We start from the raw sequence: 20014 nt of genomic DNA on the forward strand, positions 1-20014 counted from the left end.
GCACGGCTGCTGATCGGGACGTCTCAGCTGAGACAGGAGGTGCACTTTTGCGGTGGATGCTCACCTCGTTGACCGGCAATCCTGCACGCCAACCGATGCAGCGCTACCTCTCGTACGATTGCGACCGAGCCAGTTGCCGATTACCGGCGACGTCCGTGCACGGTCCACGCGCGAGGCCTCACCCGCAGCTACCACAGCGTGAGCACTGCCAGGCCACCGCCAAGTTGGATGACACACGGGCATGCCCGCCGCCAGGATCTGCCACACGGCATGTCCGTCCGCCAACACGATGGGCCCGCGACCCGGCGTGCTCGCCGACGCGATGGGCCATACGGCATGCTCGTCGACAGGATGGACGTCGCATCGCGCATACTCGCCGGCGCGACGAGCCGCGGCTACGGTGAGCCAGCCGTTTTCGATGCCGTGCACGCGACGAGCTCTGGACCACATCAACCACCTACCTTCTGCCTGTTCTCGCTCCGATCACAGGAGAAAGTGACCCCGCTGGCGCACAAGACGACGCGCGCCAAACGCTCCGACACTGGATTGTCAGGAACCTGTCACACACGTACAGCTCGACGACCTTGCCTCCAGCGCACCGAGCCCTCAGGCGACACACCACTCGCCCGACGTGACGCTGTGGCAAAGGATGGCAGCCGGACACCCCACGCGAGCGGACACCACTCCCGCCCGAGTTCGCCCGTTGCGCGACCGCGGGGTAAGCACATCCGTCCCACGACCGGGCCGAGCGCGATCGCACCGACCGAACCGGCGCACAGTTGAAGCAAGCAGGACAGACAAAAATCCCCGCAGCAGAAGAGAGTCTGCTGCGGGGATTCAGTGAGTACCCCCGATGGGATTCGAACCCACGCTACCGGCGTGAGAGGCCGGCGTCCTAGGCCGCTAGACGACGGGGGCTTAGGAACTTCCCCGTTTCCGGGGCGTTTCTTGCGAGAGAGAACTTACCAGAAGCTTTCGCGGGGCCGGTAAGCGGGTCCCTCTCCGCAGCTGGGGTACCAGGACTCGAACCTAGACTAACTGGACCAGAACCAGTCGTGCTGCCAATTACACCATACCCCAGTGAGGCGCTTTCCCAGCTCAGCCGGTTCAGCACCGCACGAGGAGAAATACTAGAACACGCCACCGCGGACTCGCGCAGCGGGGGTCCCGGTCGCACGCTGGGCCGGCACCCCGACCGTGGCGTACTCCGAAACGAGCAGCTCAGGCAGCTCGCCCAGGCCGGACAGGGTGTACACCCCGGCAGGCGCACGCTCGCCCACCTGGCCCGTGCCGTCCCGGTCGAGCCAGACCGCACCCAGACCGGCGTCGCGCGCGCCGATGGCGTCGGTGTCGAGCTTGTCCCCCACGTGCACCGCCTGTCCCGGCGCGCATTGCAGAGCGAGGCAGACCGACCGGAACATCGCCGGATCCGGTTTGGCGACACCGAGTTCACCCGCGATGGCGACGTGGTCGAAAAACGGCGACAGCCCGAGTTCGGCGATCTTCCGTCGCTGGTGCACGCCTGAGGCGTTCGTCACGGCAGCGATCTGCAGCCCGGCGGCACGCAGCCATTCGAGGCAGGGCAGTACGTCGTCGAACAATCGCCAGGAACGCGCCAGAATCTCCCGCCGACGCGCTTCGAACGCGCCCACCTGCACCGGCTCGACGACAATGCCCAACTCGGCCAGGAAGCACTCGGTACGCCGGTGATGCATGACGTCGTAGTCGAGTTCGCCGGCGACCACGAGCGCGACGTGCTCCTCGGTGATCACGTCCCACAACGGCCACAGATCGCCACGACCTGTGAGGGCGTACAGCGTACGGCGGATCGCGGCAGTGCAGTCGATCAAGGTGTCGTCGATGTCGAGACACACCAGCCGCAGCTCGGGAGGCACCCACGGCGCCCGCCCAGGGTTGCCGGCGAGCGAGGGCGTCGAAGCAGCCGCGGCGAAATCCACCCAGTGAGGCTAGTACTCCAGCCGTAGATCGTGATGTTCATGGTTCTCGGGTGGCTTGTCGCTGGTAGTGGGCCTGCCGTGCTCGGTATTGGTGTTGTCTGCGCCAGATCGAGCAGCGTAGTCGGTGCGCGATGTCGGTGATCGGTGTGATGGCGAGTGTGGCGAATAGGTGCTGGACTTCGTTGCAGGTCAAGGAAATCCAGTCGGTCGAGGTCGCTTGCCGGGTGCGCTCGGTGGCGGCAACGATGGTGAGGAAGGCGTGGGCGAGCATCGCCAGGATGGTCCAGCGGTGCCAGGAGGTCCAGCGGCGGACTTGGTGCTGGTCAAGTCCGGTGAGTCCTTTGCTGGTTTGGAAGGATTCCTCGACGCGCCATCGGGTTCCGGCCACCCGCACCAGAACGGGCAGCGCGGTGGCAGTGGCTGCGAAGCAGCGGTAGAACGCGAGTTCTTTCGTGCGGCGGTTGCGCCGGATCAGCAGCCACCGGTGTCCCGCCGGTGTGGTGTCAGGGTCGATGTCGATCAGGGCCCAGTCGTAGTAGCGGTGTCCTTTCGCGCCCGCACCGGCGGAGAAGCGTTGCCACACGTGTTTCGGCAGCCGTCCCGCGAGGTCGTCGGGGCGGAAGGTGCCGACTCCGGTCGCGACGCGGCGGTCGCGTCCGATGGCCAGCACGTAGCCGGCACCACGGTGTTCCAGTTCCGTGCGCAGGTGCGGGTCGGCGCCATACACTTCGTCGCCGGTCACCCAGGACGCCGTGATTCCGGCGTCGAGGGTGCGGGCGATCATCTCGGTGGCCAGCGCCGGTTTGGTCGCGAACGCGATGTTCTCGTCGATTCCGGCCGCGTGGCAGCGTTCGGGGTCGCTGGTCCAGGACTTCGGCAGATACAGGGCCCGGTCCACGAAGGCGTGTCCCGCGGTGGTGGCGTAGGTCAGATAGACCGCGACCTGGGAGTTCTCGATCCGCCCAGCAGTGCCCGTGTACTGGCGCTGCGTCCCGACCGTGTGGCTGCCTTTCTTCACATCCCCGGTCTCGTCCACGATCAGGACCGCGTCAGTCTCACCGAGGTGCTCGACCACGTAGTCACGCAGGTCGTCGCGTACCGCGTCGGCGTCCCACACCGCCCGCGCCAGCACATGCTGCAACCTGTCCGGGCTCGGGTCCCCGACATACTCGGCGATGGTCCAGCAATTCTTCCGCGGCAACTCAGACATCAACCCCAGCAACAACTTCTCCGCCCCACGACGCGGTTCGACCCGCCCGAACCGGCCCGCGATCCGCCCCATGAGCTCATCGAACATCGCCCGCCACCGGACAGGGTCTATGCTCACACCTGCGGCCGTCAGGCGATCTTGGGAAGTCCACACAACCAACCATGATCAACTGTCGGCCGCACCCATCTCCAGGCACCCCCCCACCAGCCCCGATCACGAAGTCCGGCTGGAGTACTAGGGCACGCGCCGCGCCCGCAACGCGGCCAAAAAGGTGATTACCACTGCGCTGTTTCGGGTCACGACCTCTACTCCGGGTACCGAAAGTTCGCACCGAACAACACTCCCGACACCGCCGCACCCCGCCGCTGCCCACGGCCGATCCCCTCAACCGGACCGAGAATTTCCGACTCCGGGAAGGAAGTGAGTGAAGCGCGGGGAAGTCCGGACTGATGCGCAGGGATGAAGCTGCAACGAAGCAGAGTGCTCAAGACCGAGCCGGCAACCGACGTTGCGCACCGCCGCTCGCCGTACCGCGGCCAGTGCCACCACACGTCTCCCCACCGCTACCGTCGGCCACATTCCCACAGCCACCCGCCCGACAGGCCGCAAAGCAACATCACACGGTTACACCATAAAATAACCTTACAAAGCACTCGATGCAACTATGAATTTGCAACCATAGCTTCCCTGGAACCGGCATCAAATAACGTGTTAAATTGCAGATAGATTATCCGGCATTATCGCAAGGAAAGACGCGGAGGGTGCCCTCCTTGCGCGTCGATGCATATTGATCCACTCACCGATTCACCCTTCAACGCCCGCCTGGCTGCCGCACGACGGGTCCACCTCACACTCGCCATCCACGCCCCGCGAACACGCCAGCCCTACGAGCCACACCCCCTGACAACGACCCCGACACCGCCTCACCTTCTCTCTGCGCCTCTTGCACGCGGGCGTACCCACTGCGACCCTCGCCCGACTCCCACCGCCGCGCCCAGCCGTAGCCCGCATCCGACTCTCGTCCGCTACCGACCGTTCCGCCGGTGCTCGATGACAGGATCCTCACACGCCGGGTTGACGTCACCTGCCTCCGACGTGCATGCTCGTGTTATTCAACGGCTGATGAAATGACGGGAGCTGAGGGGAATGACCGAGCGCACAGGGTGTGTGGTTGTCGGTGGGGGTCCGGCGGGCATGGTGGCCGGTTTGCTCCTGGCGCGTGCCGGTATCGAGGTGACGGTGCTCGAGAAGCACGCCGATTTCCTGCGCGACTTCCGCGGCGACACCGTGCATCCGTCCACCCTTACGTTGCTGGACGAGCTGGGCCTGGGCGAGAAGTTCAGCGCCCTTCCCCACACCGAACTGCACAGGGCCGGCTTCCCGACCAACGACGGTGGCGTCATGACCATCGCCGACCTGTCGCTGCTGGACGTGCCGCACCCCTACATCGCGATGGTGCCGCAGTGGGATTTCCTCGACCTGCTCGCCGACGCCGCACAGCAGGAGCCGACGTTCACGCTTCGGCTCGAGACCCAGACGACCGGGTTGCTGCGTTCGGGCCGCCGGGTGTCGGGCGTGCGCTACCGCACAGCAGACGGCAGCGAGGGAGAACTCGAGGCCGACCTGGTCCTCGCCGCTGATGGGCGATGGTCGCTGACCCGTCAGTGGGCGGGACTGGAACCGCGTGAATACGACACACCGTTCGACGCCTGGTGGTTCCGGCTTTCCCGGCACGAGGGCGAAGCCGAAGGGACGCTGACGCCACGGATGCGCAACCGGCGCTTCGCTGTTCCGTTGCCGCGCAAGGACTACTACCAGGTCGCTTACTTCGCCCCGAAGGGCGAGGACCTGCGCCCGGCAGGCATCGAGCACTTCCGCCGGCGCATCCTCGACGTCTGCCCCGAGTTCGCCGACCGGACTCACGAACTGGAGTCGATGGACGACGTCAAGTTCCTCGACGTCCGGCTCAACCGGCTGCACCGCTGGCACGTCGACGGCCTGCTCTGCATCGGCGACGCAGCACACGCGATGTCCCCGGTCGGAGGCGTCGGGATCAACCTGGCAGTACAAGACGCGGTCGCCGCCGCGAGGCTACTGGCCGACAGCCTCCGCCGCGGCCGTCCGACGACGAAGGAACTCGCAGCCGTACGCAGCCGTCGTCTCCTGCCGACGATCGCCGTACAGACTTTGCAGCGATTGCTGCATCGCGAAGTCGTGCGCCCCGTGATGGCCGGCCGGCGCAACCAGCCCCCACCCGTGATGATCGCGCTTCTGTCCCGTTTCCCGAAACTGTGCTACCTACCGGCCCGCCTCCTGGGCGTGGGGTTCCGCCCAGAAGCAGCACCGCCGTTCGCCCGCCGACCGATGGAACCAGTCACCGCCACGCGGTGAAGGCTGTCCGGAAGAACGAGTGACTCGTTGATCGCGGCAATGCCGCGACTCCGGAGCGGACGGCGAGCTTGCACATCGTGCGGTCACGGCGCGCTGACATTTCGCCTTGGATCGCATCCGCGGCACAGCGCTGCTCCACTCCGGGGAGACCATCCGCAACTCGGCTCGCGGAGAGCCCACACGAAGCTCGGCTCCCGGAGAGCCCATTCGCGACTCGGCTCCTGGACAACCCACTCAGGACTCGGCTCCCGAGTGGCCCGGGCCCACCACGAGTGAGCCGGCGTTCGCCGGAAGAGGCCACGTTGCGTGGACGTGACTGTCGCCACCCAACGGCAACAACCCAAAAGCGCCCTCCACCAGCAAGTCGCCACCCAACGGCAACGCGGCAAGACACCCCGGATGTTGATATGGCCACGGTCTCGGCTGTCCGAGACCGTGGCCATCGAGCGGCGAAAAACCGGTCAGACGTCCTGCACCGGGTTGGTCAAGGTGCCGATTCCCTCGATCGTGATCGACACCGACTGGCCGTCGGCGATCGGGCCGACGCCTTCCGGTGTGCCGGTGAGGATGACGTCGCCGGGCAGCAGCGTCATCACCCGCGACACGAACTCGACCAGCTCGGGAACCTGGTGGACGAGGTCGGAGGTGCGAGCGTCCTGCTTGACCGCACCGTCCACCTCACTGCGCAGGGCCAGGTCAGCCGGGTCGAGCGAGGTTTCGATCCACGGGCCCAGCGGGCAGAACGTGTCGAACCCCTTGGCCCGGCCCCACTGCCCGTCGGACTTCTGGAGTTCACGCGCGCTCACGTCGTTGGCCACCGTGTAGCCGAGGACCGCGGCGGCGGCACGCGCAGCGGGCACGTTCTTCACCGGCTGGCCGATCACGATCGCGAGCTCGCCCTCGAAGTCGACCCGGCCGACATCGGACGGGCGCCGGATCGGAACGTTCGGGCCGACGACCGTGGTGGACGGCTTGATGAACAGCATCGGCGCGGAAGGCACCTCATTGCCGAACTCCGCCGCGTGCTTGGTGTAGTTCCGCCCGACGGCGATCACCTTCGACGGCAGGATCGGCGCGAGCAACCGGACGTCGGCGAGCGGCCACCGTTTACCGGTGAAGTTCGGCTGGCCGAAGGGATGTTCCGCGATTTCCAGCACCTCGGCATCGTCACCTTCCCCCTCGACCGAAGCGAACGCGACACCACTGGGATGAGCAATACGAGCTAGACGCACGCCCCCAGTCTACGTACTCCGGCCGGAGACGCCGAACTCCGATCGCCGCGAACGGCCCGTTCACGCGCGTTTGGAGCGAACGGGCCGTTCACTGCGCAAGTGACCTCGGCACTGCGAACCGGTTCCGAAGCGAACGGGCCGCTCACCACACCGGTCCTCACCGACAGCGACAATCGCGTGCAGAGCACACCCGTGGACCAGAGCCAGACATGCAAGGCGAAGACGGCCGAGCACGTCGACAAGGTGCGCCCGGCAGGCACAAGACGACTCAGCCGTCGATAGAAGTCGTCACGAGGCTCTTGTGCACCAAGGCGTCACACAGCGCAAGCCAGCTGGCCTCGACGATGTTGCCGTGCACGCCGACCGTGGTCCATTCGTGTTCGCCGTCACTCGTGTCGACGAGGACCCGGGTGACCGCGTCCGTGCCCGGGTTCGACGGGAGGATGCGCACCTTGTAGTCCGCCAGCTCCACACTGTCCAACCAGGCCAGATGGGGTACCAATGCCTCCCGCAGGGCCGCGTCGAGCGCGTGCACCGGCCCGTTCCCCTCTGCCGTCGCGATGACCCGGCGCCCTGCGACATGGACCTTCACCGTCGCCTCGGAAACGACTTCCCCGTCCTGGCGATGGTCGAGTACGACGCGGTAGGACTCCAGTTCGAACGGCGGCGCGGGCGGCTCCTCGGCGGAGACCTGCTCGATCTCACGTCGCAGCAGCAACCCGAGCGACGCGTCCGCGGCCTCGAAGGACCAGCCTCCCGATTCGAGTTCCTTGACCTTGCGCACCGCGTTCGTCAGTGCTTCGGGCCGGCCGGCAAGGTCGACCCCGAGCTCACGTCCCTTGAGCTCAAGGCTGGCCCTGCCGGCCATCTCGGTGACCAATACCCGCATGCCGTTGCCGACCGAAGCCGGATCGATGTGGTTGTACAACAACGGATCCACTTTGATCGCACTCGCGTGCAGTCCCGCCTTGTGGGCGAAGGCCGACGACCCGACGTAAGCCTGGTGGGCATCGGGTGCGAGATTGGCGATTTCGGCAAGCGCATGGGAGACCCGGGTGAGCTCGGCAATTCCCCCGGTCGGGAGGATCTCCAGTCCGAGCTTGGTCACGAGGTTTCCCGCCACGGCGAACAGATCGGCGTTGCCGGCCCGCTCGCCGTAACCGTTCGCGGTGCACTGCACGTGCGTCGCGCCGGCCTGCACCGCGGCGACGGAATTCGCCACGGCACAGGAAGTGTCGTCCTGGCAATGGATTCCCAAGCGGAATCCGGTCTTTTCCTTGACTTCACGCACCGTATCGGCCAGCCCCAGAGGAAGCCGGCCACCGTTCGTATCGCACAGCACGAGGACATCGGCACCCGCGTCCGCGGCCGCGTCGAGGATCCGCAGCGATGTCTCGGGCGAAGCTGCGTAACCGTCGAAGAAGTGCTCGGCGTCGAGGAACACCCGGCGTCCCTCGCCGGCCAGGAACGCGACTGTGTCCCGGACCATCGCACAGGCCTCGTCGACATCCGCGCGCAGCGCACGCTCGATGTGCCTCAAGTCCGATTTGGCCACCAAGGTGACCACTGGCGCTTCGGAGTCGAGCAACGCCCGGACCTGGGGATCCTTCTCCGCTGTGGTGCCCGCTTTGCGCGTGGCACCGAAAGCGACGAGTGCCGCGTGCTTGAGCGGCAACTCACCTTTGGCGGCCCGCGCGAAGAACTCGGTGTCCTTCGGCAGCGCACCCGGCCAGCCGCCCTCGATGAACCCGACTCCCAGCTCGTCCAGCAGGCGGGCGACGGCGAGTTTGTCAGCCACGGAGTAGGTGACTCCCTCGCGCTGAGCGCCATCGCGCAGGGTCGTGTCATAGAGGTGGAAGGCGTCGCCGAGCGGCGTTCCGGCGGGCTCCGTGCGGGTCACGGCGTTCTCCTTGTGGTGGGCAGAACCTGGTGCAGGCAACAAAAAAACCTCCCGCATGGGTGCGAGAGGTTGCGCGCCGGATGCTCTTGTGGAGCGTCTACCCGGCGCGCATGGCAATAATGATGGAGAAAGCGGTCATGTTTCGCATCATGCCACAGCTTCGCCCGGCTTCCAAGTTCCGGGCGAAGCTTCCCACGGGCTGGGAGGTGTCAGCCGCGGAGACCTGCCAGGTACCGGCCGAACGCGACCACCGCGGACGCGTTGCGCGGGCCTTCCACCAGCGCGGCGTAGGGCAGCGCGAAGAAGCGTCCTTTCCGCACGGCCGGGATGTCCCGCACTCCGGGCTTCGAACGGAGGAAGTTCTCCTTGTCCGCAACGCTTCCGACTTCGCCGCCGTAGTCGTTGATGAGGATGACGTCGGGTGCGCGCTGGATCACGGCTTCCCAGCTCACCGTGGTCCAGCTGTCGTCGACGTCGGAGAAAATGTTCTCGCCACCCGATTTGGTGATGATTTCGTCCGGTCCGGCGTTCTTGGCCGCAGTGAACGGCTGGTCGCGGCCGTCGTCGTAGAGGAACACCTTCGGTGTGGGACTCCCGTGGGGGATCGCTTCCGCCACGCTCGCGACCTGGCTGCGGTACTCTTGGATCATCTTCTCCGCACGATCACTCACTCCGAAGATCTTCCCCAGATTCCGCATATCCGTGTACAGCGCGTCGAGCGGCGGCATGATGCCGCGTTGCTTGCCGGCTCCGTTGCGGCACGCTTCGGTCAGCTGATAGCTGGCGATCCCCAGCCCGGCCAGCGCGTCCGGAGTGAAGCCGGTCGCCTCGGAAAAACCGTAGTTCCAGCCGGCGAAGACGAGATCGGCGTCCGCGCCCTGCACCACTTCGCGATTGATCTTCTCCGCGAGGTGGGGCACCGTGCCGAATTCGGTCTTCCAAGGAGAGGAGGCCACGCCGGCGGACTGTCCTTTGTCGACGACGTAACCGGCCATCCGGTCGCCGAGCCCGAGCGCGAACATCAGCTCGGTGATTCCGATGTCGTTCGTAACCACACGTGCCGGCGGCTTCCGCACGGTCAGGGGCGTACCGCAGTTGGTCACCGTCACCGGGTAGCCGGGTGGTGTGGCGCCACCGCTCTCGTCCGACACTTCGGCGCCACAGCCGGTGACGAGGAGCATGGCGGCCAAAGCTGTCGCGATCGTCTTACGCATGCCTGTCCTTCTGGGAGTCGAGCAGTTCGAACAACAACTGCGGACGTCCCGTGCCCGGATGCCGCACGACGTGTGCGTGCACGCCGAACACGTCGGCGAGCAGGCGTGGCGTGAGCACCTGCTCGGGCGTGCCACTCGCGACCAGGCGACCGTCACCGAGGACGTAAACCGTGTCGCACATGGCAGCGGCCAGGTTCAGATCGTGCAGTGCCGCGAGCACGGTCAACCCGCTTTCCCGCGCCAGGGTAAGTATCTCCAGCTGGTGGCGAATGTCGAGGTGATTGGTCGGCTCGTCGAGCACGAGGATGCGTGGTTGCTGCGCGAGGGCGCGGGCGATCAGCACGCGTTGCCGTTCGCCGCCGGACAACGTCAGCACCCCCCGGTCGGCCAGATGTGTGAGACCCACTTGCGCGAGAGCGGCTTCGCAGACCTTCCGGTCACCGGCTGTGATCCGGTCGAGTAAACCGTGGTGCGGCTGCCGTCCCATCGCCACCGCCTCGGACACGGTGAAATCGAACTCTGCGTGGGATTCTTGGGCGACGGCCGCGATCGCGCGCGCCCGGACCCGCGGTGCCATGCTCTCGACCGGCCTGCCGTCCACGAGTACGGCACCTGCCGACGGTTTGAGTACATGGTAAGCAGCGCGCAACGTGGTCGACTTGCCGCTTCCGTTCGGTCCGACGAGCCCCACAAACCGGCCTTGCTGCGCTTCGAGCGTGATTTCTTCGACCAGTTTCCGGCCACCTGCGGTCACACTGACGCCCTGGAGCGAGAGGTCCATTCACGCCCCTCCGAACACATAGGCACGTCGGCGCATCAGCATCAGGAACGCGGGGACACCGACCGCCGCGGTCACCACCCCGATCGGCAGCTCCTCGGGCGCCGCGAGAACACGTGCGATGACATCCACCCACACGAGGAAAACCGCGCCGGCTAGGGGCGCGACGGCCAGCACCCGCCGATGATCGGCCCCGACGACGAGGCGCACCAGATGCGGCAGGATCAGCCCGACGAAACCGATCGCGCCACTCACCGCGACCAGCACCCCGGTCATGGCGGAGCAAACGACGAACAGCAGCACGCGAAGCCGCGCGACGTCCACTCCGAGCGTTGTCGCCGCTTCGTCGCCCATAGCGAGCGCGTTGAGCCGGCCGGCCGAAGCGCCCAAAAGGCTGATACTGACAGCGACCACTGTCGCGGCGATCGGCAGCGCTCCCCAGTTCGCACTGGCGAGACTACCCAGGAGCCAGAAGAGGGCCGATCGTGCGGCCTCGCCGTTCGGCGCCTGGAAAACCAGCACGGTGGTGACGGCGAAGAATCCGTACGACAGCGATGTGCCGGTCAGCACCAGACGCAGCGGCGTGAGCCCTTGCCTCGTGCGGGCAACGAGGTAAACGACGACCGTCGCGCCAAGCGCTGTCAGGAACGCGCCTACCGACATGGCATAGATGCCCAACGACGCGAAGGCCCCGAAGAGCGCAACAGCCGTCGCGCCGACCGACGCGCCGGACGAAATGCCGAGCACGAATGGCTCCGCGAGCGCATTGCGCACCATCGCCTGCACCGCGACGCCGACCGTCGCCAAACCCGCACCGACGATCACCGCGAGCAGGACGCGCGGAAGACGGATGTCCCAGATGATCCGATACTGTCCTGCATCTTCCGGGCCGATCGCGCCCCCGAACAGGCCCGCGCGGAGAAAGGCCCACGTGTGGGTGATCGGCACCGCCACCGTTCCGATCCCGACCGCGAGCACCACCGACCCCGGAAGCGCAACCAGAAGGACGACCAGAACCAGCGTCAAAGGCCGTCGCCGCTGAGTGGCGATTGGCTGGTCAAGCCGTAGTCCGCCCGTCTGGCCGTCTCCCACGGCCGGCGACGCATGCGAGTCTGGAGCGCGAACAGAGGCCAGGCAGTCGCCGCCAGAAGGCAACAGTGGGTTGCCGGCAGACGCTCGGTTACCTGCAGGCGTTCGGTTGTCAGCGGGCACTCGACTGTCATCAGGCGTTCGGCTGCCTGCGGGCACTCGATTGTCTGCAGGCGTTCGATTGCCGACGAGTATTCGGTTGTCAGTGGGCAATGGCTCGTTACTAGGCGAAGCACGCTGACTGGCTGCGGATCCGGTTTCGCCGCCGTCGGGCGACAGTTCGCCACCAGCGGACGCGCATTCACCACCGGCGGACACACGTTCGCCGGTGGAAGGCGACAGCTCGGCACCAGGAACCACACGTTCATTGCCGACGGACGTGTCACCACCGGTATTGGGCGTACCTCCATCTTCAGCAGAGGCAGACCCGTCGCGGGCAGACGTACGTTCGCCGCCAGCGGACAATCGTTCGTCCTCGACCGACGCATATTGGCCGCTAGTGGGCAACAACTCGCCACCGGTCGACGCTTGGTCGCCACCTACGGGCAACAGTTCGCCACCAGCCGGCGTACGTTCGCCGCCAACCGACAGCAGCTCGCCATCAGCCGACAGCTGGTCGCCGCCAGCAGGCGACAACTCGCCACCAGTAGGCGCCTGGACGCCGCCAGCGGGCGACAACTCGTCACCAACCGACACCTGGTCGCCGCCAGCGGGCGACAACTCGTCACCAACAGACGCCTCATCGCCGCCAGCGAGCAACAGCTCACCCGCGGCCGACGTACGTTCGCCGCCAACCGGCAACGACTCGCCACCAGTCGACGCCTGGTCGTCGCTCGAGGGAGACAGTTCGTTGTCAGGGAGCGCCGGGGCGTTGGCAGCGGACGCGCCTTCGCCGCCAGATGGCGACCGTTCGTCGCCGGGCAGCTCCTGGGCGTTTCCGAGCAGCGGCAATCCATCATCGGACGACGACACTCCGCCGCCGGTTAGCGACCGTGCGCCGCCAGCAGTTGCCGGTGGTTCGCCGCCAGACGGCGACGCTTCGCCGCCAGACGGCGACGCTTCCTCACCAGGGAAGTCAGGACCGGAACGGCCGTCCGCGGAGGCCGGGGCGTCGGCTGGGTCGGAAAGCGACGGCGTGGGACCGTCCGGCGAAGGTTTGTCAGGAACCTGACGGCGTTCTCGGGACGGCACCGGCGGGGGCCCAATCTGTACCGGTCCGCGAGAAGGAAGACGGCAGCTGTCCCGAAGCGCGCGCCGGGGAGCTGGTGTCGTCTCCCGCAGACCACGGCGGGAGGGGACAACGAAACGAGAGTGCGAACCCCCGCCGGTGTCGGGCTCGCCTCCGGGTGGGAGGCCTACCGTTGCGGGTCAGCGCCGGACTTCGACCGGTCTTCCGCGGCGGGGGTTCGTGCGAGAAGCTGCGGTCTAGCCGGCCGTGCGCACGGTGTTCGACGAGACCAGGGCGGCCAGCCGGTCGCCGATCGCCTGGGTCGCGCCCGGCGAGGCCTGGTCACGTGTGGCCAGGTCGAAGGCCACCGAGGCCTCGATGCGCCGTGCGGCCTCCTTGTGACCGAGGTGGTCCATCAGCAGCGAAACCGACAGCACCGCGGCGGTGGGGTCCGCCAGACCCTGGCCGGCGATGTCCGGCGCACTGCCGTGCACCGGCTCGAACATGCTCGGGTTGCGCCGGGTGATGTCGAGGTTTCCGCTGGCAGCGAGGCCGATGCCACCGGTCACCGCGGCCGCGAGGTCGGTGATGATGTCGCCGAAGAGGTTGTCGGTGACGATCACGTCGAAGCGCGACGGGTCCGTGACGAGGTGGATGGTCGCGGCGTCCACGTGCGAGTACGCGACGGTGACGTCCGGGTGCTCCAGCGACACCTCTTCGACGATCCGCGACCACAACGAGCCCGCGTGCTCCATCACGTTGGTCTTGTGGACCAGCGTGAGGTGCTTGCGCGGCCGCTCCTCGGCACGGTTGAACGCGTCAGCCACCACGCGCCGTACGCCGAAGGCGGTGTTGACGCTGACCTCGGTGGCGATCTCGTGCTCGGTGTCCTTGCGCAGCAGGCCACCGTTGCCCGCGTACGGGCCTTCAGTGCCTTCGCGCACCACGATCATGTCGACATCACCGGCGTCGGCCAGCGGGCCGCGTACGCCCGGGTACAGGCGCGCGGGACGCAGGTTCACGTGGTGGTCGAGTTCGAAACGCAGGCGCAGCAGCAGGCCGCGTTCGAGGATGCCGCTGGGCACCGTCGGGTCACCGACCGCTCCGAGCAGGATCGCGTCGTGCTGGCGCAGCTCGCCCAGTACCGATTCGGGGAGCAGCTCCCCGGTCGAGTGCCACCGGGCGGCACCGAGGTCGTAGTTCGTGATCTCCGCCGTCGGTGCTACTTCACCGAGCACCTTGAGCGCCTCGGAGACCACTTCGGGCCCGATCCCGTCACCTGGGATCACTGCGAGCCGCATCCACACACCTCCGTAGCCCAGGCCACCGGGCACCCCGATGGCCCATACACACAACAACGCCAGCAGGCGGAAGGTTACCGGCCGTAGACAAGACGCCGTAGCCGCACCACCCTTATGCCGCATCCTCCCAGGGGGTGAGACACCTGTTCGGGTGAATGAAAGCGGGAACCTGCCAGGCCCGATCAGCCCGGACAGGTCCCCGCCCTCAGGTTCTCGACCTTTCGCGGTGTTCGGTGGAATCCACCCGTTCAGGTGGCCGCGAGGGTGAGGGTCAGCCGCGCGAAACGCCCGATTCGACCCGCACCACGGAGGCGCGCGCGCCCGCCGCGTTGTGGTGTTCGAGCGCCAACAGCCCCTTCGGCTTGTCGCCGGCGACCGCGGCCTTGTTCCGGTTGACCACCAGCGCCGTACCGGGCTTCGCGACGTACGCCAACGCCGCGTCGCCGCCACCCTGCACCGAGTACGCGGGCGCGAGGGCATCGAACGACAGAGGCGTGCTGACGGAGTCGATCAGCCCGTTCGTGGTGCCCGGCGCGACGTAGTAGCCACTCGTGCCCACGGTGTAGCTGATGCGGTGCGAAGCCGCCTTCGGGTCGATGCCCAGTGCGGCGATGCTGACCGGCAGCACCATCACGTTGGAATCGAACACGTTGGTGTCGACGTCACCGAGCTGACCGTTGACCGCCTGCAGATCGACGCTCGGGAAGTCGGGCTCGTTCAACGACACTGTGTTCGCGAGAAGCACGTCGGTCCCCGTCGCCTTCGTCACGAAGGTCTCGAAGTCCGGCTTCCCGTCACCAGTGGTGTCGATGTCCACGAACGGCACCGTGTTGCTGCCGAGGTTCGCGAAGTCGCTCCAGGTGGTGATACCGAACGCCAGCGTCGCGTTCTCGGGCTCGCCTTGCGTCTTCGCAAGCGGCGCGGTGGACGCCGCACCGACGTAGCGCAGATCGCCGCCCTTCGCGGTGCGGTTGAGCGTGCAGTCGGAGGTGACGCTCGCATCGCACTCCGGCAGCTGCGGCGACTCGGCCTGCAACTCGAGCACACTGATCAGCGAGCGGTACCGCTGCGCACCGCTGCCCTGGTCGATGCCCTTCCCTCCGAGGTTGAGCACCGCCTGGTCCGCCTTAGCGGCGAAGCGCACACCAGTCGGCGTGGTGATCGCCGAGACCGGCTTCGGCGCCGAGTAGACGGCCACGCGCAACGGCACCGTCGCACCGTTCTTCGGTGTGAGCGCGACGCGGCCCGAAGCGTCGGCGACGAACTGACGGGCCAGCCCCGCCTGCGTCGCTTCCATCGTCGGGTCCATCACCTTGCGCAACGCCTTCGGGTCGGCGATCTTCAACGTCACCTTCACGGTCGCGACACCGCGCGGGCTCAGCTTCACCGAGCTCTTGTCCACTGTGTACTCGACGCCCGGAAGGCTGTTCACTGCCTCGTAACCCACCGAGTACTCGACCGGCTTGACGCCCTTGTTGACCACCTTGATCGTCTTGCTCACGGTGACCGGGCCGGTTGCCTCGACGGTGCCGAAGGTGACGCTCACGGCGCCGGGATCATCCTGCACGTAGGCCAGCACTTGGTTGTCGAGCGCGGCTTTCGCGTCGATTCGGCCGGCGCCCACCCGCTGCGGGGCGTAGGTGTGTCCCTTCCCGTCGGCGATGTCGTGCGCGGCGGTTCCGACGACGTCCGCCTTGACCTCCTCGACGTTCCAGTCCGGATGCGCCTGGCGGACCAGCGCGGTGATCCCCGAAGTGTGCGGCGCGGCCATCGAGGTGCCCGAGATGACGAGCCGGCCGTTGCCACTGCCGCGGAACGCCGACGTGATCGTGTCGCCGGGCGCCGAAACGTCCGGCTTCACCGACGGACCGCGCCCGCCCCGCGAGGTGAACGAGCTGGGCGTATCCACAATGGACTGATCGTAGGTCTGCAGGACCGTGCGGCCGTCGCCGAACATACGGACGTTCAGCGTGCCGGCGGTCAGCCCGGGCCGCGCCGCCTCGGTGGCCTTTCCGGTGAGCTGGAACATCGGCACCGCCGCGTTGCCCGCGATTCCCGCCGCGAAATGCTCCAAAGTGGACGAGAGCAGCACGCCCTTGGCACCGGCGGCTTCCGCGGTGTTCGCGCGCGCGGCGGAACCGCAAGCACGGGTGGCGTCGTTGTCGTCCCATTCCAGCCATATGATCTTGCCCGCGGCCTTCGCCTTGTCCTCGGCGGAGTAGGCGTCGCATCCGGCATTGTTGTCCGCGGACAGCGAAACCACCGGCGCAGTGAGGTCGAGCGTGTCGTAACCGGTGTAGTCTTGGCTGTATTGCCCGGGCTGCTGGCCGGTGATCGGAGCCTTGATCTCGACGGCGTCCTTCAGCTCTCCCGCGTCGCGGCTGCTGGCGACGGTGAGCGCCTCAGGCGTGTTGCCCGGCGAGCCGGCGATGTCGTTGATGTCGCCGCCGTTGCCGGCGGAGATCACCGGGACCACTCCGGTTTGGGCGAGCTTGCGCACGAAGAGCGAGTCCGGGTCGTCCGGCGCGCCGAAGTCACTGCCCAGGGAAAGGTTCACCACATCGAGATGGTCGGTGAAGTCACCGTCGCCGTCCGGGTCCAGCGCCCAGTCCAGCGCCTGCGACGTGACGTTGGTGGAGCCCTGGCAGCCGAACACCTTGATGGCGTACAGCAATGCCTTCGGCGCCGTGCCCGGGCCCACCCGCATCGCGTCGAGCGTTTCCTTGTCCAGCTTGCGGTAGTCACCGGTGAAGGTGCTGCCGTCCGCGTTGACCCCGAAGCCGGCGACGGTGCCGGCGACGTGGGTACCGTGCTCGCCGCAAGCGATCGGGTTGGGGTCCGGTTTCGGCGTGGCTGAGCCGGTCGCGCCTTCGGAGTCGTAGTCGTCGCCGACGAGGTCGGTGCCGCCGACCACCTTGGCGCTGGGGAACAACGGCGTCGGCTTGGTGCGATCCACCGACTCGTAGGCCTCCGGCGTGCCAGGGCCGCCGAAGTCGGCGTGGGTGTAGTCGATGCCGTCGTCGATGACGCCGACGCGGATGTTGTCGCCGAGCTTGCCAGTTTGCTGCCAACTGGCGAGGGTGTTGGTGAGTTGCTCAGCGCTGGCGTTGGTACGGGTCTTCGGCACCACAGTGCGCACAGACACCACGTCGTCGCGCTTCGCGAGTTCACGGATCTTCGCGGCGTCCGCCGTCACCACAGCGCCGGCAACGGCGTTGGCAGTCTGCGTGACGAGCTTCATCCCCGCGTCCGCGGACCGAAGCTGGCCCACGAGGGAGCTGACCGCGGCCGCGACGTCGGCCTTCGCCGCGCGTGCAGCCTGCTTGGCTTTCTCCTTGCCCTTGCCCTGTTCAGCGTTGAACGCGTCGACGGCGGGCTTCTTGGCCAGCTCCACGAACGCCGTGACCTCGCCTTGCGCAGCGCTCAGCCGCGGCGAAAGCTTGCCCTGGAATCCGGTGGCGTCGACCTTCGCGGGAGCAACCGGATCGGCGAGCGGTGCGCTCTGTGCGGACGCGGACGGCACGCCGACGACGGCGGCCGCCAGCACCACCGCGGACCCCACGACCGCCGACCGAGCTGCCCACCCGGGCAACCGGGTTCTGCTCATGAGTACCCAACCCCTTACTCGAGGCCCGGATCACGAACCTGCTCGCGCTCCCCACCACACCCCCGACAGGTGAGCCCGGGCGCCGCACCGTGCCCTCACGGCGCGTGGTTCAGCCTCGCGGCACAGAACCTAACTGCCCGAAACCCCTACTTTCGTGCGGAAAAGGCTCCGTTATGCGAATGTTGCCGGTTCGGGCGGGCACGCGAACGCAGCCGGCCCCTCCCCCCGTTTCGGGGAAAGGGGCCGGCGGATGGCTGTCCGGACTAGCTGAAGTCGACCGCGCGGATGGTGTGCGCGCCGACCGTGGCGCCGATCGGCTCCAGCACGTTGCCGTCCACGTGCCGGTCGACGCGCAGCAGCATCACCGCGTCGGATCCGTCGGTGGTCTGGCTGATCTGCGCCGCCTCGATGTTGATGCCGGCCTCGCCGAGCAGGGTGCCGACGCGGCCCATCACACCCGGCCGGTCCGGGTACTCGAGCAACAGCACGTCACCCTCGGCCCGCAGGTCGAAGTGCCGCCCGTTGACCTCGACGATCTTCTCCACCTCGTCCTTGCCGGTGACCGAGCCGGACACGGTCAGCGTGGCGCCGTCGCCGTGCACCGCGCGCACCGTGACGAGACTGCGGAACTTCGGGCTTTCCGATTCGGACACGAGGTCCACCTGCACACCCAGCTCCTCGGCCAACCGCGGCGCGTTGACGAAGGTGACCTGGTCCTCGACCACGCCGGCGAAGACGCCGCGCAGGGCGGCGAGCTGCAGCACCGAAGTGTCCTCACTGGACAGCTCACCCTTCACCGCCACGGTCACCGAGGTCGGCGCCTTCGGGCTGAGCGCGGTGAGCACCTGGCCGAGCTTCTGCGTCAGCGAGAGATACGGCCGCACGTGCTCGCCCACCGAACCGCCGCCGGACACGTTGACCGCGTCCGGCACGAAGTCGCCGCGCAGCGCGAGCAGCACCGACCGGGCGACGTCGGTGCCCGCGCGGTCCTGTGCCTCCGCGGTGGACGCCCCCAGGTGCGGGGTGACCACGACGTTCGGCAGCTCGAACAGCGGGCTGGCCGTGGTCGGCTCGGTGACGAACACGTCGATCCCGGCACCGCCGACGTGCCCGCTGCGGATCGCCTCGGCGAGGGCGTCCTCGTCGATGAGGCCACCGCGGGCCGCGTTGACGATGATGACGCCCTGCTTGGTCTTCTTGAGCGCTTCCGCGTCGATCAGGCCCTTGGTCTCCGGCGTCTTCGGCAGGTGGATGGAGATCGCGTCGGCGCGGCCCAGCAGCTCGTCGAGAGTCACCAGCTCGATGCCGAGCTGCGCGGCGCGGGCGGCCGAGACGTAGGGGTCGTAGGCGATGATCTTGGTGCCGAACGCGGCCAGCCGCTCGCTGACCAGCTGCCCGATCTTGCCGAGGCCGACCACACCGACGGTCTTGCCGTTGATCTCGATCCCGGAGTACGAGCTGCGCTTCCACTCGCCACCGCGCAGGCTCTGGTCCGCGGCCGGCACCCGCCGGGCAACCGAGAGCAGCAGCGCGACCGCGTGTTCGGCGGCGGAGACGATGTTCGACGTCGGCGCGTTGACCACGAGCACGCCCCGCTCGGTGGCCGGCGGGATCTCGACGTTGTCCAGGCCGACGCCGGCCCGGGCGACGACCTTGAGCTGCGTGGTCGCGGCGAGCACCTCGGCGTCGACCTTGGTCGCGGACCGGACCAGGAGCGCGTCGGCGCTCTTCACCGCCTCGAGCAGCGCGGGACGGTCGGTCCCGTCCACCTGCCGGACCTCTACCTCGTCGCCGAACACACTCAGCACGGACGGCGCGAGCTTCTCCGCGATGAGGACGACGGGCTTGCTGGGCTTGGTCACGATGCGGCTCCCACTATCTGGTCACGAAATCGAGGACGCTCTCCTTCGGTGCACGCCGTTGTGCCCGGATGCGCGGAGTTTAGCCCGGACGGCGGACCTCGCGCGCCCTGCGTTGGCCACATCCCGGCAATCCGGCGGCAACATCGCCACGGGCAGCCCGGCACCGGCCACCACGCCACGCCCGGGATGCGCTGTGCGGCAATGGAAGGATCTTCCCTGCAGCCACCGGTCGGTGTACCAGGCGCGGCGGGCAAACCCGTCCACTGGGTGAGACATAGCGCCTGGGCCGTGATCAGTGGCCGTT

11 protein-coding genes and 2 tRNA genes are annotated in these 20014 nt (G+C 67.5%); 1 reads left to right on the forward strand and 12 read right to left on the reverse strand.

What is annotated here, in order from left to right; translation table 11 throughout:
* Positions 1-845: 845 nt before the first annotated feature.
* The 4 genes from BJY18_RS14705 to BJY18_RS14720 all read right to left on the reverse strand — a co-directional run bounded on the left by BJY18_RS14705 (position 846) and on the right by BJY18_RS14720 (position 3255).
* Positions 846-918 (reverse strand) — tRNA-Glu (locus tag BJY18_RS14705).
* Between the two features lie 90 nt (positions 919-1008).
* Positions 1009-1080 (reverse strand) — tRNA-Gln (locus tag BJY18_RS14710).
* Between the two features lie 50 nt (positions 1081-1130).
* Complete coding sequence (locus tag BJY18_RS14715; protein WP_184784619.1) at positions 1131-1874, reverse strand: HAD family hydrolase; 744 nt, start codon at positions 1872-1874, stop codon at positions 1131-1133.
* Between the two features lie 121 nt (positions 1875-1995).
* The gene (locus tag BJY18_RS14720; protein WP_446680338.1) at positions 1996-3255 is read right to left on the reverse strand and encodes an IS701 family transposase; all 1260 of its coding nucleotides are present in this window, start codon (positions 3253-3255) and stop codon (positions 1996-1998) included.
* A 1059-nt stretch (positions 3256-4314) separates the two neighbouring features.
* Between BJY18_RS14720 and BJY18_RS14725 the strand changes: the two genes are divergently transcribed.
* Complete coding sequence (locus tag BJY18_RS14725; protein ID WP_184780521.1) at positions 4315-5559, forward strand: FAD-dependent oxidoreductase; 1245 nt, start codon at positions 4315-4317, stop codon at positions 5557-5559.
* Positions 5560-6020: 461 nt separating this feature from the next.
* On the opposite strand, the gene BJY18_RS14730 is transcribed toward BJY18_RS14725, so the two are convergent.
* From BJY18_RS14730 to serA, 8 genes are all read right to left on the reverse strand, one after another.
* Positions 6021-6791, reverse strand: a complete 771-nt coding sequence (locus BJY18_RS14730; RefSeq protein WP_184780522.1) for a fumarylacetoacetate hydrolase family protein — start codon at positions 6789-6791, stop codon at positions 6021-6023.
* 268 nt (positions 6792-7059) lie between these two features.
* Complete coding sequence (cimA, locus tag BJY18_RS14735) at positions 7060-8691, reverse strand: citramalate synthase (RefSeq protein ID WP_184780523.1); 1632 nt, start codon at positions 8689-8691, stop codon at positions 7060-7062.
* A 209-nt stretch (positions 8692-8900) separates the two neighbouring features.
* Positions 8901-9905, reverse strand: coding sequence for an ABC transporter substrate-binding protein (locus tag BJY18_RS14740; protein ID WP_184780524.1), 1005 nt, complete (start codon positions 9903-9905; stop codon positions 8901-8903).
* Positions 9898-10686, reverse strand: a complete 789-nt coding sequence (locus tag BJY18_RS14745) for an ABC transporter ATP-binding protein (RefSeq protein ID WP_184780525.1) — start codon at positions 10684-10686, stop codon at positions 9898-9900. The genes BJY18_RS14740 and BJY18_RS14745 overlap by 8 nt, the downstream gene beginning before the upstream one ends.
* The gene (locus BJY18_RS38235; RefSeq protein ID WP_446680343.1) at positions 10687-12744 is read right to left on the reverse strand and encodes an iron chelate uptake ABC transporter family permease subunit; all 2058 of its coding nucleotides are present in this window, start codon (positions 12742-12744) and stop codon (positions 10687-10689) included. It lies immediately after the preceding gene.
* Between the two features lie 453 nt (positions 12745-13197).
* Positions 13198-14241: a 3-isopropylmalate dehydrogenase gene (locus tag BJY18_RS14755; protein ID WP_184780526.1), complete on the reverse strand. Its 1044-nt coding sequence runs from the start codon at positions 14239-14241 to the stop codon at positions 13198-13200.
* A 271-nt stretch (positions 14242-14512) separates the two neighbouring features.
* Positions 14513-17848: a S8 family serine peptidase gene (locus BJY18_RS14760; protein ID WP_184780527.1), complete on the reverse strand. Its 3336-nt coding sequence runs from the start codon at positions 17846-17848 to the stop codon at positions 14513-14515.
* Positions 17849-18111: 263 nt separating this feature from the next.
* Entirely contained in the window at positions 18112-19710 is a 1599-nt protein-coding gene (serA, locus tag BJY18_RS14765) for a phosphoglycerate dehydrogenase (RefSeq protein WP_184780528.1), read from the reverse strand.
* Positions 19711-20014 lie beyond the last annotated feature (304 nt).

Origin of the sequence: Amycolatopsis jiangsuensis (assembly GCF_014204865.1) — a bacterium.
Lineage (GTDB): Bacteria > Actinomycetota > Actinomycetes > Mycobacteriales > Pseudonocardiaceae > Amycolatopsis > Amycolatopsis jiangsuensis.